This is a genomic window from Bradyrhizobium sp. RDI18, assembly GCF_043203335.1.
In the GTDB taxonomy this organism is placed as follows: Bacteria; Pseudomonadota; Alphaproteobacteria; order Rhizobiales; family Xanthobacteraceae; genus Bradyrhizobium; species Bradyrhizobium retamae.
Map to the genome: position 1 here is coordinate 1,945,299 of NZ_JBICRN010000008.1, position 14,206 is coordinate 1,959,504.

15 protein-coding genes are annotated in these 14,206 nt (G+C 63.6%); 7 read left to right on the plus strand and 8 right to left on the minus strand.

Annotation, left to right across the window (positions count from 1 at the left end):
- Positions 1-80: 80 nt before the first annotated feature.
- Positions 81-470 (plus strand): GFA family protein, encoded by a 390-nt coding sequence (locus tag ACFXS9_RS18500; RefSeq protein WP_392690908.1) that lies wholly within the window; start codon positions 81-83, stop codon positions 468-470.
- Positions 471-514: 44 nt separating this feature from the next.
- Here ACFXS9_RS18500 and ACFXS9_RS18505 read toward each other — a convergent pair whose 3' ends face one another.
- The 5 genes from ACFXS9_RS18505 to ACFXS9_RS18525 all read right to left on the minus strand — a co-directional run bounded on the left by ACFXS9_RS18505 (position 515) and on the right by ACFXS9_RS18525 (position 5,438).
- Positions 515-2,071, minus strand: coding sequence for a LuxR C-terminal-related transcriptional regulator (locus ACFXS9_RS18505; protein WP_392690910.1), 1,557 nt, complete (start codon positions 2,069-2,071; stop codon positions 515-517).
- A gap of 376 nt (positions 2,072-2,447) precedes the next feature.
- Positions 2,448-3,044, minus strand: coding sequence for a TetR family transcriptional regulator (locus ACFXS9_RS18510; RefSeq protein ID WP_392690912.1), 597 nt, complete (start codon positions 3,042-3,044; stop codon positions 2,448-2,450).
- Between the two features lie 354 nt (positions 3,045-3,398).
- A complete protein-coding gene (locus ACFXS9_RS18515; protein WP_392690913.1) occupies positions 3,399-4,007 on the minus strand; it encodes a hypothetical protein in 609 nt (202 codons plus the stop codon).
- Entirely contained in the window at positions 4,000-4,674 is a 675-nt protein-coding gene (locus ACFXS9_RS18520) for a hypothetical protein (protein WP_028349955.1), read from the minus strand. The genes ACFXS9_RS18515 and ACFXS9_RS18520 overlap by 8 nt, the downstream gene beginning before the upstream one ends.
- The gene (locus ACFXS9_RS18525; protein WP_392690915.1) at positions 4,671-5,438 is read right to left on the minus strand and encodes a MotA/TolQ/ExbB proton channel family protein; all 768 of its coding nucleotides are present in this window, start codon (positions 5,436-5,438) and stop codon (positions 4,671-4,673) included. Before ACFXS9_RS18525 ends, ACFXS9_RS18520 begins: the two co-directional genes overlap by 4 nt.
- Before the next feature lie 204 nt (positions 5,439-5,642).
- Here ACFXS9_RS18525 and ACFXS9_RS18530 point away from each other — a divergent pair, with 204 nt between their 5' ends.
- The 3 genes from ACFXS9_RS18530 to purB all read left to right on the plus strand — a co-directional run bounded on the left by ACFXS9_RS18530 (position 5,643) and on the right by purB (position 9,146).
- Positions 5,643-7,013, plus strand: coding sequence for a histidine kinase (locus tag ACFXS9_RS18530; RefSeq protein WP_392690917.1), 1,371 nt, complete (start codon positions 5,643-5,645; stop codon positions 7,011-7,013).
- Positions 7,013-7,666, plus strand: coding sequence for a response regulator (locus ACFXS9_RS18535; protein ID WP_392690919.1), 654 nt, complete (start codon positions 7,013-7,015; stop codon positions 7,664-7,666). Before ACFXS9_RS18530 ends, ACFXS9_RS18535 begins: the two co-directional genes overlap by 1 nt.
- Positions 7,667-7,838: 172 nt before the next feature.
- A complete protein-coding gene (gene purB, locus ACFXS9_RS18540; protein ID WP_392690921.1) occupies positions 7,839-9,146 on the plus strand; it encodes an adenylosuccinate lyase in 1,308 nt (435 codons plus the stop codon).
- 27 nt (positions 9,147-9,173) lie between these two features.
- Here the strand turns inward: purB and ACFXS9_RS18545 are convergent, their stop codons facing one another.
- Positions 9,174-9,770 carry a TetR/AcrR family transcriptional regulator gene (locus tag ACFXS9_RS18545; protein WP_392690922.1) on the minus strand — a complete coding sequence of 199 codons (597 nt, stop codon included), beginning with the start codon at positions 9,768-9,770 and terminating at the stop codon, positions 9,174-9,176.
- Positions 9,771-9,930: 160 nt separating this feature from the next.
- Between ACFXS9_RS18545 and ACFXS9_RS18550 the strand changes: the two genes are divergently transcribed.
- Together ACFXS9_RS18550 and murI are read left to right on the plus strand one after the other, a co-directional pair.
- Positions 9,931-10,329, plus strand: a complete 399-nt coding sequence (locus ACFXS9_RS18550; RefSeq protein ID WP_275184787.1) for a RidA family protein — start codon at positions 9,931-9,933, stop codon at positions 10,327-10,329.
- A 249-nt stretch (positions 10,330-10,578) separates the two neighbouring features.
- Positions 10,579-11,367 carry a glutamate racemase gene (gene murI / locus ACFXS9_RS18555; protein WP_392690925.1) on the plus strand — a complete coding sequence of 263 codons (789 nt, stop codon included), beginning with the start codon at positions 10,579-10,581 and terminating at the stop codon, positions 11,365-11,367.
- A 46-nt stretch (positions 11,368-11,413) separates the two neighbouring features.
- On the opposite strand, the gene ACFXS9_RS18560 is transcribed toward murI, so the two are convergent.
- Together ACFXS9_RS18560 and ACFXS9_RS18565 are read right to left on the minus strand one after the other, a co-directional pair.
- Positions 11,414-11,881, minus strand: a complete 468-nt coding sequence (locus tag ACFXS9_RS18560) for a heme-binding protein (protein WP_392690926.1) — start codon at positions 11,879-11,881, stop codon at positions 11,414-11,416.
- Between the two features lie 121 nt (positions 11,882-12,002).
- Entirely contained in the window at positions 12,003-13,016 is a 1,014-nt protein-coding gene (locus ACFXS9_RS18565) for an acyltransferase family protein (RefSeq protein WP_392690928.1), read from the minus strand.
- 234 nt (positions 13,017-13,250) lie between these two features.
- Here ACFXS9_RS18565 and ACFXS9_RS18570 point away from each other — a divergent pair, with 234 nt between their 5' ends.
- Complete coding sequence (locus tag ACFXS9_RS18570; RefSeq protein ID WP_392690930.1) at positions 13,251-14,030, plus strand: HpcH/HpaI aldolase/citrate lyase family protein; 780 nt, start codon at positions 13,251-13,253, stop codon at positions 14,028-14,030.
- The last annotated feature ends 176 nt before the right edge of the window (positions 14,031-14,206 follow it).

Consider the following 14,206-nt stretch of genomic DNA (forward strand, 5'->3'; position numbering starts at 1 on the left):
TCCCCATTCGCGGGCGCCGTGGCCATGGCATGATCGCGACGTGTCGAAGCCGGCGGCAAGCCGCCGGAAGGAGAAACGATATGAGCGATACATTCGAGGGGCGTTGTCTCTGCGGTGCCGTACGCTTCCGTGCGGCTGGCCGCCCGAAATGGGTCCTGTGGTGCCACTGCGAGAGTTGCCGACGCCATACCGGAGCGCCGGCATCCGTCTTCGTTGCCTTCGACGACTCCTCCGTCACGGTAACAAGCGGAGCGATCAGCAAATACAATTCATCGCCGGGTGTGGAGCGCGGGTTCTGCGCAAGGTGCGGCTCGACCCTGACCTGCGCGAACCAGCGACGACCAAATGAGACGCACTTTCATCTCGGCGCGTTCGAAGAACCCGAGAAGCTCAAGCCCACGGGAGAGGCGTTTGCAGGCGAAAGGCTCCCGTGGCTGCGCCCGGAAGCCGCGTCCGGCTCTCCTGTTTGACCGTCCGAAGCTGATCGAAGAAACCTTCGACCTAATCTCAGCGTTCAGATCAGCTTGTGCCGGCACGCAAAGGCCGTCGCCGCGGCTCGCGAGGGGACATCAAGCTTGGCGAGGATGTTGCTGACGTGCCGGTCGACCGTCTTCTCGCTTCGGGAGAGCCTGCCAGCAATCGCCTTGTTGGTTTCGCCGGCGGCGACGAGGCGAAGAACATCAAGCTCACGTGGGGTCAGGCGATGCACATTGCTGGAAGCGACGCCCTTCGTCAGTGAGTCGATCTGCGTGAGATCGGGACCGGCACCTAAACGCTCGAAAATGGTCCGAGCCGCGTCGAACTCCAGATCGGCAGCGTCCTCGTCTCCGAGGGCGCGGCAGGCCTGTCCGATCAGCACGCGCACGCGCGCAGCCGCGTAGGGCGCCGGGATCTTCTGCCACACCTCGAAGGCACGGCGCAGCGAACCGAGTGCGGCCCGCGCGTCCCCTTCGGCGAGGTCCACCGCTCCACAGGCCTGCGCGGCAATTGCATCCGGCACGCTCGTATCGAAGCTCCGCGCAATGTCCTCGAGTTCTCGGCAGGCGTTGCGTGCGTCCCGAACGTCACCGGCGGCCAACGTGATCTCGATATAGGCGGGCAGCAAACCCATGCGTTTCAGGCGGTTCACCGTCGTGCCTGCGACGCGGCGAATGGCGATGGCTGCCGCGTCGGTGCGTCCCTGCACAAGGCGCAGCAACGCTAAGCCCGGCTGGGGCTCCAGGCCAAGCTGGCTCGCGCCTCGATACGCCTCTTCAGCCGCTGCAAACTCCCCTTTCAGACGATGGACCTCTGCCTGCTGGTAGAGCGCTCCGGCGGCAGCCCGCCGGTCGAAGCCCTGCGACCGCGCGCAGGCGCGCCGCGCTTGCTCGGTCGCCTCAGGCCAGGCGCCCTGCAACTGCAGGATCTCCGCGCGATGCACTTGGCAAACCCCGGCGAAGGCGACCATATCGGGCTGGCCCTCACACCACCGCGCCAGGGCGCCTGTCCATTCGCGGGCTCGGTCTAGTGCGTACACCTCCTGACAGGCCGCGATCACGCTGCAATACATCAAGCCGGTCACCAGCGGCGACAGCTCTCCGGCAGTGACCATGACCATGGTCTCATCCAGGAGCGCGAGTCCGGCTCCGAGCTGCGCCTGCTGCAGTCGTATGCGGCCCTGCTGGTGGCGGGCACAGGCGACGAGGTCCGGGTCGCCACAGCGCTCGCCGACTGCGGCGGCCTCGGCTGCAGCGACGAACGCGGCCTCGTACTCACCGGATCCGAGGCGTTGCTCGACGACCGGCAGCAGCAAATAGCCTCGCTCGGCGCATTCGCGCGTGTCACGCTCCAGCAAACGTTGAGCACGAGAAAACCAGCCGCTCGCACGGCCCATCTCGCCGCGCATTAGCAGGCGAAAGCCGAGCCAGAACGCGCAACGGACGGCGCGAAGACGCCGGGGAGTATCCCGGTGCGCATTGTAGGCCCGTTCGAGCGCCTTGAGATAATCCTCGTCGCGGCCGACCAAGTATGCGGCCATCGCCAGCAGTTCGAGAGCTTCGGCAGTTAACGAGGTTTCCTGGTCGGCGCGCAAGAACGCCTGGTAAGCGTCGGCCCAAGCGCGCTGTCGATAATATTCGCGGGCCAGATCGAGGTCGCCGGATTTGCTCGCACCTCCGCGCTTCTGCTGGCCCGGACACTGCTTCATGCGTTTGCTCCAGTCCCCAAGAGATAAGCGGACCCCATGAGATTTGCCAAAGCATCATATGCGGAACAGTCGACGGGCAGGATGCCTTTCGCGCGGGTAGATTTCCGATGGGAACAGTGAGCAGATCGCGAAATGTCGGCTTGGCGGTCAACGTGAGACCTCGGCACCCGATCTTGGCATGGCTGTTTCCACCGCCCCAAAACCAACATCACGGCTCGCGGGAAAACGGGCTTTGTCTTGCAAGTCGGTCCTAGAAGGATCGTCAGTGCTTGCGCGGCGCTTCCAGGCCCTTGAGCAAAAGCGCCAGTAGCGCATCGATCCGCGCCGGGGCACCCGGTTCGTTCCATTCCTCGGCATGCGCGGGATGGTGGAAGCGGCTGGTGGCATCGAAAATGGCGCGCGCCGACACCTTGACGTCGGCGACCTCGAACTCACCCTGCCTCACGCCGTCGAAGAGGATCCGGGCGATCTGATCGACCAGGCAGTCCTTGTGGCAGCTCACGGATCTGCAGGCCTCGCGCGCCAGCGCCAGGTAGGTCGCAAACATCTCGGGATCGTCGCTGAGCCGCTTGTGCTTGATCGAGAACATCGTGCGCAGCCACTTCTCCAGCCGCGCCGGCGCCGGGTCGGAGCTTTCAGCGATCTTCAGTAGAGGCGCGCTGAGACGGTCGAGCCAGCGCTTGGCCACCGCTTCGCGCAGCGAGGCCTTGCTGGGGAAATGGCGGTAGACGCTGCCGTGGCTGACATCCAGCGCGCGGGCGACGTCCACCACCGTTGCCTTGGCGAGCCCGTAGCGGCGCAAGACGTCCTCGGTGACCTCCAGGATCTGTTCGGGGGTCAAAACCACGACTTCGTTCATGCGCGCACCTGCGAAACGATGGGACGGGTGGTCATTCTAATCCCCTTGCAATCCGCGTTGTAAATCCTTTGGCGGATTAATGTTTCACCGGTTCGAGCCGCTCGGCCTGGGCGGCCAGATGGCGGGCGACGCTCTGATTGAGCCAGCGCTGGAGTTGGGCGGTGAGATGAATGAGATGGGCAGTCATTGGCGTAGTCCTTTGCAAGTCCCCGGGCTCAGAGCCAACGAGCCGGGTGACGCCCGATTCCGGCGTCGGCAATGGATATAGCATCTCTCGCTGACAGATTTCAATATCTGTCAGTCAATAATCCGTGAGTGACGCCCTCCCGAGGCCCGCCGCTTCCCGCCCCAAGTCTATTGCTCGTCCTTGGGCGGCATCCGCGGCGGGAGCAGCGGCGTAAACGACACTCCGTCGCCGTCGCGGGGAGCCGCGGCCAATCCCCCGCCCGTGGAGGGATCGCCCCCCGACGTATCGATGATCGCCGTGGGCATGATGTACTCCCGGGCGGTCCCAAGCAGGCTGCCCCCGCCATCGCCAAAGTCGGCGGCGCGGCCGCCCTGCGGCCGGCCAGCGGCGATCTCACTGGCCGCCTTGTCGGTCTTCTGCGCGAGTTTGTCGCTATAGGGAATGCGAAAGGCCCTTGGCACACCGCTCGGCCGGTTGCCGTCATCGAGCGTCTCGACCCAGAGATAGATCGAGCCCGGATCGCCTTCCAGCGAGTGCGGCTCCACGATCCGGGCCTGTAGCAGCTTGAAGCTTGCGGGAAGCCTGTCGACGCTGGCCCACCCCAACAGGCCGCGCACGCCCATGAAGCTCGCAATGTAGAACGCGCTCGTCACCACGACGGCGACTGCCTTGGCCGACCAGGGCAAGCGCGCATAGACGAGGACAATCAGCAACAGCGCGCCAATCAGCGCGTAACTGACAGAGAGCGTGACGACGACCGATTGCAGGCTATTCACGTCGCGGCATCCTGACGCCGGTTTTCGGATCGAGATCCGCGCCATTGGCACGGACGTTGCGGAACGTCTCCATCAGCGACTTCTGCCGTTGCTGAACGTCGAGCACCTTGCCTTCGGCATCGAGCCAGAACCGCAGCGCGGTCTTTTCCTCGCCGGTGTGGTCGAGCGTCAGCTTGTTGTCGAAGATCACCTGCGCGGTCGGATTGAGTTTTTGGACTTTCACGCTCACCGCGACGGGCTGGCCGGTCGTCGCCTGGAAGTGCGAGACGTTGACGGTGTATTCACCGGCGACGATGCCGCGCACGGTGACGATCTCTTCCCTGATCGGCGACGCAATCTTCTTGCCGTTGACGATGATGAAATTGTTGGCGCCGCCGCGGTCGTCGCGATCGAGCGTGAGGAAACCGGCTTCGCGGTGGCGATACCAGGCGATGTTGCCGGCGGGGTCCTGCACGAACAGATCGAGATCGTCGGGATGATTGTCCGGCCAGTCCATCGTGATGATGAACTCGGCCTTGGAATCGATCTTGCCGTCCTTCGCGTCCGGCGAGACTGCGAGCAGCGCCAGGAAGAACAGGAACGCAATCACCTGAAGCGCCTTGAACAGCATGACGCCGAGCGGATCGAAGGCCTCCTCGCGCGGATAGAGACCGAAATCGTCCATCATGCCGGCGTTCCAGTATGGTGTTCCAGGGCCGGGGTGACGTGCGTCTCGGTCAGCATGACGGCATCGGAAAACACCCGCTGGGTCGCAGCATCCAGCATGTAGTACTGGATCTTCACGAGGATGGATCCGATCAGGCCGGCCAACGTCGTGTACATGGCCACAGCCATGCCGTCGCTCATCAGGCCCATCGATGATTTCATCGCGACCTTGTCGGCCGCATCGAGGGTGGCGATCGGCGCCAGCATGATGATGAAGCCGATGATGGTGCCGAGCAGCCCGAGCTTCATCAGCGTGTCGGACACGAACGCGCCAAATCCGTTGGAGCCACGCAGCCGGTCGGCGAGCGAGCGGAGCAGCAGCGTCTGGTCGATGCGCCCGGCCGCCTGCGCCCTCGCCTTCTGCACCAGGCTGCGTATGTGATCCGTCACCAGCCCGCCCGGCAAGGCGCGCGCATCCTCGTCCAGCCCCCTTGCGCCGCCCGGGACCGACAGGATCGCGCGGCAGCGTCGCGTGATCTCGCCTTCACGCGCGATCGCGCGTGTCCGCCAGAAGCAATGGAAGCAAGTGACGATATAGAGGACGGCAATGACGCTCGAAATGTAGGTGCGGTCTGAAATGATCATCAGATGGAGCAGACCGTATCGCCACAAGAGCACCACGGCGAAGACCGAGAGCCCGGTGAAAATCATCCATAGCAGGAGCACGCTGCGTTCCGACGTATCCGCGCCGGATGATGCGGTCTCGGCGCCAGCCGTTGCACTCATGCTGCGTCAGCTCCCTGTGAACGCGCGCCGCGGCCGGAAGGCCGCCTGCGAAAATAGGCCCTGGCTTTGATAGATCAGCGGTCACGACCGCGTCCAAAGACATATGCCCACGGTTGGTTGGGAAATTTTCCCGAACTAGAATTCGCTGCATTGGCACGGGTTGGCGGTGCTGTTACGCTTATCCGCACGTTCGGGAGTGATCGCATGCGCCTCGTGCTTCAGCTCGTCGCCCGCTTGTTTCTCGTGGTCATCCTGTGCCTGGGAGCGGCGACTATCTGGGCAACGATCGACGCGCATCGCAGCGTCGATCGCGCCACGGCCGCCTCCGCCGAGCGTGTCTCGGTGGCGCTGGAAGCGCTCTACTGGCGCGAATTGATGTTGCGCAGCAACAGGATGCGCGAGCAGCTGCTGCCGGTGCCGGAATGGCGCACCATCGAAACGATGGGGCTGATCTCGCCGGGCATCTGCGTCCGGCTCGAGCCGGCGGGCGCGTTCGAGAGGCCGCTCTGCGGCCAGAGCAAGGGGATCGGCCAAGCTCCACCGGGCTGGTTCGCGGCCACCGTGCAGACACTGCTTGGGGATCACGCCGCGTTCGTCCGGCCGATCAGCACCCGCGCGGCCAATGCAGGCAGCGTCTCGGCCGCTGCCGATCCAGATACCGCCATCGCACTCGCCTGGCAGCACATCCTCGGCAACATCCACGTCGCCCTGCTGATGGCGGTGGCGATCGCGCTGCTTGCTTCACTTGCGATTGCGCATACGCTTGCGCCGGCGCAGCAGATCGTCGCCGCGCTGCAGCGGATGGCGCGCGGGCAATACAGCACGTCGCTGCCCCGCTTCCGATCGATGGAACTTGCCATGATCGGACAGGCCGTCGGCGATCTCGGCGACCGCCTCGCGCAGTCGATGGAGGAACGCGCCGCGCTGACCCGGCGCCTGCTCGAAATCCGCAGCGACGAGCGGCGGGCCCTTGCCCGTGAACTGCATGACGAATTCGGACAGAACCTGACGGCGATACTCGCTTTCGCCAACACGATCGAAGCAACCAGCGCGCGGGAAAAGGACAGAAGCGAGGTCGCGCAGGACGCGCGGATGATCTCGCAAGCCACCCATCGCATCATAGCGTGCCTGCGCGATACGTTGAACCGCTTGCGTCATCCGCCCGCCGAGGAACTCGGGCTCGAAGCCTGCCTCGTCGATCTCGTCGATAGCTGGCGCTCGCGGAATGCGACGCAGCCGACGATCCAGCTCGATCTCAAAGGCGATCTCGCCGACGTCCGCGGCGCCGTCGCTGCGACCGCCTATCGGGTTGCCCAGGAGTGCCTGACCAATTCCTTGCGGCACAGTTCGGCGCGGGTGATCGTGCTGCGGATCGAGCGGCGCACCGGTGCGGAAAATGCGCTGCTGGTCCACGTCGAGGACGACGGCGGCGGCGATGCGGCCAAACTGGCCCGCTCTCCCGGCTTTGGCCTGACCGGCATTCGCGAGAGGGTCACAGCGCTCGGCGGCTCGCTGTCGATCGCGGATGCGAACCGCGGGGTGAGCGTGGCCGCCACGATCCCGCTTGCAGCCTGATGACCGCGTCGCAGACCAAAGGCATTTCGATCCTGCTCGTCGATGACCATCCCGTGGTCCGGCAAGGCTATCGGCGCGTGCTGGAGCACCAGGATGATTTCCAGGTGGTGGCCGAGGCCGACAACGCCGCCGACGCCTATCGCGCGTTCAAGGCGCACGCTCCTGACGTCGTGGTCATGGACATATCGATGCCGGGCGCCAGCGGGCTTGAAGCGATCAGGAACATTCGCGCCCGCTCCTCCGACACCCGCATTCTCGTCTTCAGCATGCACTGCGAGGCGGCGCAGGTGAAGGCCGCCTTCAATGCCGGCGCGAACGGCTACGTCACGAAGGGCTCCGACCCATCAGCGCTGATCCGGGCGATCCGTTCGCTGGTGCGCGGCGAACAGGCGATGAGCGACGATATCGCCCGCGTGCTGGCGCTGGAAAGCCTCTCCCCCTCGGGATCGCTGCTCGATCAGCTCGGCGAGCGGGAAATCGAGATCCTCAGGCAATTGGCTGCCGGCGCGACCACGGAGCAGATCGCCTCGAACCTCAACCTCAGCATCAAGACCGTGCAGAACTACCACTACCTGATCAAGACCAAGACCGGCATGCGGACGGACGCGCAGCTTGTCCGCCTGGCCGTGGAGTGCGGGCTGGCCAGCCTGTAACGACGGCCCGGGCAGTTTTCGTCCGGCCAGGCCCTTGCAAAAGGTCCGGTTTTCCCCGCTCGCGGGCCGCCGTGCGGGTGGCCTCCACGGGCACGATTTGCTAAAGCGCAGCGTAAAAACAAATCGGCCGGGATCGCCTCGCGCGCCTCGCCTGCCCGTTTCGGAGTTTTCGATGATCCCCCGCTATACCCGCCCGGAAATGGCCTCCATCTGGGAGCCGCAGACGCGTTTCAAGATCTGGTTCGAGATCGAGGCGCATGCGGCTGATGCGCTGGCGGAACTCGGCGTGATCCCCAAGGAGGCCGCGAAGACAATCTGGGCCAAGGCCAAGCACGCCACCTTCGATGTGGCGCGGATCGACGAGATCGAGCGCGAGACCAAGCACGACGTCATCGCCTTCCTGACCCATCTGGCCGAAATCGTCGGCCCCGAGGCGCGTTTTGTCCATCAGGGCATGACCTCGTCCGACGTGCTCGACACCTGCCTCAACGTGCAGCTCACCCGCGCCGCAGACTTATTGATATCGGACCTCGACAAGGTTCTGGCCGCGCTGAAGAAGCGCGCGTTTGAGCACAAGATGACGCCGACCATCGGGCGCTCCCATGGCATCCACGCCGAGCCGGTGACGTTCGGGCTCAAGATGGCCTACGCCTATGCGGAATTCTCCCGTGCCCGCGAGCGCCTGGTTGCCGCCCGCAAGGAAGTCGCGACCTGCGCGATTTCGGGCGCCGTCGGCACTTTTGCGCAGATCGATCCGCGCGTGGAAGAGCATGTCGCCAAGGCGATGGGGCTGGAGCCGGAGCCGATCTCCACGCAAGTGATCCCGCGCGACCGGCATGCAATGTATTTTGCGACGCTTGGCGTGATCGCCTCTTCGGTCGAGCGGCTCGCCATCGAAATCCGCCATCTGCAGCGCACTGAGGTGCTGGAGGCCGAAGAGTTCTTCTCCGAGGGCCAGAAGGGCTCGTCGGCCATGCCGCACAAGCGCAACCCGGTGCTGTCGGAAAATCTCACCGGCCTGTCGCGCATGGTGCGCGCCTATGCGATGCCGGCGATGGAAAACGTCGCCCTCTGGCACGAGCGCGACATCTCGCATTCTTCCGCCGAACGCATGATCGGACCGGACGCCACCGTGACGCTGGACTTCGCGCTAATGCGGCTTGCCGGCCTGATCGAGAAGCTCCTGATCTATCCCGCCAACATGCAGAAGAACCTCGACCGCCTCGGCGGTCTCGTGCATTCGCAGCGGCTGCTGATCGCGCTGACGCAGAAGGGCGCCAGTCGCGAGGACGCCTACAAATACGTCCAGCGCAACGCCATGCCGGTCTGGCGCGGCGAAGGTGACTTCCAGACGCTGCTCAAGAAAGACCCCGACGTGAAGAAGCACCTCTCCGATGCCGAAATCGAGGAGCAGTTTGACCTCGGCTATCACTTCAAGCACGTCGACACGATCTTCAGGCGCGTGTTCGGCGAGAGCTGACTGCGCACCCGTCGGAACGCTTGACGGTCATCTCTCGGCCTGCAGCAACCCAACCGCGAGATATCGGAAAGCCTCGACAGCCTTTGCAAAGACGGCGTGCGGATCGTCGGCTGCGGCAATCCAGAGCGAAGCGTTGAGCGCCGCTCCATTGATGAGCCGCGCGGCAGCTTCCGCATCCATCGGCCTCACCGTTCCTTCGTCGATAAGCGCCTGGATCGTTTGCGTGGTCGCGCGAAGACACGCAGTCTGATTGGGCCATAGCGATGGATCGCCGAGCACGGCCGGCCCGTCTAGCAGCATGATGCGCTGGATCTCCGGCTCCAGCGCCATCTCGATATAGGCGACGCCCTCGGCGAGAAAGCCGAGCCACCGGGTCTCCGCCTGATTTTGCGCAGCGCGCATTCGCGCCACCATTTCCGCGTCGATCTGGCCGATCACGGCCTGCAGCAGACCCTTCTTGTCGCCGAAGTTGTGATAGAGCGCACCGCGCGTCAGACCGGCCTCGGCGGTTAGATCGTCCATCGACGCCGCCGCATAGCCTTTGGTCGCGAACGCCTTACGGGCGGCCTGGATGAGCTTGGCCCGGGTTTCCTCCACCATCTGTGCGCGTCGCTTCGCGGCCACCGCTATCTCCGCAAATCACATACGCTCCGTATGCTAATTGACATACGCCGCGTATGTAGCCTATAGAAACATACGGAGCGTATGTCAATTTAGCGCTCGAGTAGGATGCAAACAGCCGGACCCATGGAGGTCTGGCTTGCCTGTGAACAGGAGTGACGTCATGGCCAAACGCGATGCAATCTTCCCTGCCGGCCGGCAGGCGCTCTACGAGATCAACCGTTATTCGGCGGCGATCCGCTCGGGCGACCTTCTGTTCGTCTCGGGCCAAGTCGGCAGCCGCGATGACGGGTCGCCCGAGCCAATCTTCGAAAAGCAGGTCCAGCTTGCGTTCGACAATCTCTCGGCCGTGCTGAAGTCTGCCGGTTGCACATTTGACGACGTCGTTGACGTGACCACGTTCCATACCAATCCGGCCGCACAGTGGGAGGCGGTCAACGCAATTCGCATGAAGGAGATCGGTGAGCCGCCCTATCCGAACTGGACTGCGGTGGGCGTGAACTGGCTGGCGGGTTTCGATTTTGAAATCAAAGTCATTGCGCGACTTCCTCAGTCCACCTGATCGATTGGCGGCGAGCGTGCAAGGGACGAACGGCCGTCCGTCGTCTCAGGACACCCCATCTTCCATCGACTGCAAGGGCAGCGGACGAGCCTCCGCTTGTGCGTCCTGGGTGCCACCCCAGCAGTTTTCCGGCCTTGCCAAGCCGATTTAGATGGTTCCAAATCGTCGTAACCGCCGTCGACAAGCCGCATGACCCGCCGGCACCCTCAAGCAACCTGACGGTAACCGCAAATCGGCTAAGGTCGCAGCGTGTCATCATTGCCGAAAATCCTCGTCTTCGACTCCGGCCTTGGCGGCCTCTCGGTCGTGCGCGAGGTCGTCCGCGCCCGGCCCGACGCGCACTACGTCTATGTCGCCGACGACGCGTTCTTTCCCTATGGCCATCACAGCGAGGAAGAGATCATCGCCCGCGTGGTGCCGCTGGTCGGCGAGTTGATCGCCCGCCACGCCCCTGCCCTGGTGGTGATTGCCTGCAACACCGCTTCCACGCTCGTGATGTCGCATCTGCGCAACGCCTACAGCGTGCCGTTCGTCGGCACCGTGCCTGCGATCAAGCCGGCCTGCGCCAGCTCGAAGACCAAACGCGTGTCGGTGCTCGGCACCAAGGGCACCGTCAAGCGCGAATACACCAAGCGCTTGATCGATGATTTTGCGCAAGGCTGCGAAGTGACGCTGGTGGGATCGGCAGAACTCGCTTCACTCGCCGAATCCGCACTCAGCGGCCACGACGTGCGTGACGAGGATATTGCGGCGGAGCTCGCCCCCTGCTTTCTCGGCAGCGGCGAGCATCGCACCGACACCGTCGTGCTGGCCTGCACCCATTTTCCGCTGTTGCTCGACCGCTTGACACGGCTCGCGCCGTGGCCGGTCGACTGGATCGACCCGGCACCCGCGATCGCCCGGCGCGTGGCCGAGCTGCTGGGGTCGCCAGACCGGCAAAGCGATGAGGCCGGGGCCGAGATGATTTTCACCTCCCAGCGGCCGCACACGCTGAGCCAGGCGCTGATGCCGTTTTTCGGCGGCCGCGTGCTGGCGTAAGGTCGCCAAGGCGCGTCGCGGTACGCTGGAAGCAGGATGCAACTTCTTATGTCGTTCCCAGGCCGGCCTTGGCGCATTGCTCGTCCTGGTCACCGGTGACGCCGCTCACTCCCACTCCGCCTGTGACTTTTCCGTCGACCATGATCGGCAATCCGCCCGGCGAGGCGAAGACACCGGGAAGTGTGGCCGTGGCCGGCCCACCTTTGTTGATCGCCTCCATGAAAACGCGTGTCGGGCGGCGATAGGTCGCCGCGGACCTCGCCTTACCGACGGCGATGTCCATGCTGCCCGTCTGCGTGTTGTCCATGCGTTCGAAATACACCAGGAATCCGTGATTATCGACCACAGCGACAGCCACGTTCCACCCGTTCTTCTGGCATTCGGCAAGTACGCCGGCTGCAATCTTCTTCGCACCCGCGGCATTGACCGCCGTGCCGTAGTCAGGACGCTTGTCCTGAGCGGATGCGCCAATGGTAAGGGCGGCGAGTGCAGCAGCGACAAGAATTGTCCTCATCTTCGACTCCTCCCTGGGTTTATTGTGCTGGGGATCATACCGGGACGGATGAAAACGTCGATGTCCAATGATGTCGCAAAGCCGCGTGCCGGCGTAAGGTGCCGGGCATTGATGAACCTGTTTAGGGCTTCTGAAGATCGCGGACGTCAGCGAAGGTAAGCGGGACCTCGCCGCTCCTGCGCGTCAGGCTGAGCTTGCGAGCCCAATTGAGCGTCGGCACTTCGACGAGCAGGTGCAAGACCGCCGCGAGGCCGATCGAAAGCAAAATGCTGGCGACGATGACGCCGGCCGGAGAAATCTGCCACAGCTCGGGAAAGTTCGCGATCCATGTGATCAGCAGGTAATGTGAGATGTAGAGCGAATAGGAGATGTTGCCGAACCATTGCAGGATGCGGGAAAAGGAAGCGCCGTGGAGTTCGGCCGAGACGACGGTATAGATGAGGAGTGCCGCACCAAGACCATAGGTCGGCACGCGTGCGAATTGAGGACTGCTCGATCCGTGGACGAAAATCCAGTACCAGCCCGCAGTGAACAAGGCTGCGGAGATAGCCGTGGTGTATGGCAAAACAGGCAGCGTTCCCTTCATCCGAACAAGGTAAGCGATAAAGACGCCGGCGCCGAATTCCAGAATCAGGGGATGCGAATAGAGCCCGAGAGGCAGCTTAAAAACGATCGCGACCACCGAAACGCCGAGGCCTGCGAACAAGAGCTCGAAAAGGCGGTGCGGTGCAATGGCAAGTATCACCGCGACAACAGCGTAGAAGTGCATTTCAAACGCGATCGACCAGGCGGGTCCGATATACCAGTTAGGAAAGTCCCATGCGAAGAGGTGGCCGAGGTCCAGTGCGGGTCGATCTCCCGGTGCGAGTGCGATCCAGTATGAACTGATAAACGCCGCCAGCAATACAAGCCAATACATCGGATAGATTCGAACGGCCCTTCTGAAAACGAAATTCAGCGCGTCGGTTTGCGACGCGGCCGTAGTCGCGATGATGAACCCGGAAATGACGAAGAAGATGTCGACGCCGCTCGCCAGGATCGTGTGCGCCGCTTCCGCGGCACTTTGCGTCGCCGAATCAGAGCGAGCGATTACCGCGTGTCCGCAGACGACAGCCAGCGCCGCGACGCCGCGCATGGCTTGCACACCATTGAATGTCCGCATAACGCCCCGGCACGCTCATCTTTATGAGCCGCATTTTTGCGGGCAAGATGTTAACATATTGTTGTGAGGTTGATGCATGTCCGTATCGGCATGCATGGCGGGCCGAATGCGATGCGCAAAAAGCAGGTGGCTCGATGGTCCACGAATTATCCATACGATGCCGAGCGCCGAATTTTGAATCGATCGTTTGAAGAGGGAGTTTCCGCCTTGACCTCCGCAAAGCCAGCGCCGCTCAACCGCCTCCGCCAGGCGTGGCGGGAGGGACGTCCGACCTTCGGCGCGATCGCGACCATCCCCTCGATCCAGACCGTGCAGATCATGGCGCGTTCGGGAATCGACTTTATCATCGTCGATCTCGAGCACGGCCCGATCGATCTCGGCTCGGCGCATGCGATGGTTACCGCGACATCTGGCACGCCCTGCGTGCCGATGGTGCGGATTGCCGCCAACGAGCCTTGGCTGGCGAAAGCGCCGATGGACCTTGGCGCGCTCGGCATCAACTTTCCGATGATCTGCAGCCGCGCTGAGGCCGAAAAAGCCGTGCGCAGCGTGCGCTATCCGCCGAAGGGCGACCGGCTGTGGGGCCCGTTCCATGCGCCGTTCCGCTGGGGCGTGTCGATGGCGGATTACATGGCGACCGCGGACGACGACATGATCTGCATGGTCACCATCGAGCATGTCGAAGCGGTCGAGCGCATTGACGAGATCATGGCGACGCCTGGCATCGATGTCGCCGTGATCGGCCCCGGCGATCTCGCCACCTCCATCGACAAGCGAGGCCTGCCCGATGATCCCGAGGTGGTGGCGCTGATGAAGCGCGCCGAGGAAGGCATCCTCAGGAGTGGCGTACCAATCGGCGGCGTCGCGCGCACGGCCGAGCAAGCCAACAAGATGATCGACCGCGGCTACGTCGCGCTGGCGCTCGGCTTCGACTGGTCGCTGTTCCAGCGCGGCATCGCGGTAAGCTTTGAAGGGATCAAGCGATAGGTGCCGAGACGGCGGCAAACCCTTCAAAGTTCTCGGGGTTTACGGGAGCCCCTCGGGACTGCGGCGCCGGCAACCGGGGCGATCCGGATCCGAACCTTCTGGCGTCAAAACGCCTTGTTCGTGCTAGATGAGATGCTGGCAGGTTGCCAGGGCGGGGCCTGCCGGCTTTTTGATTG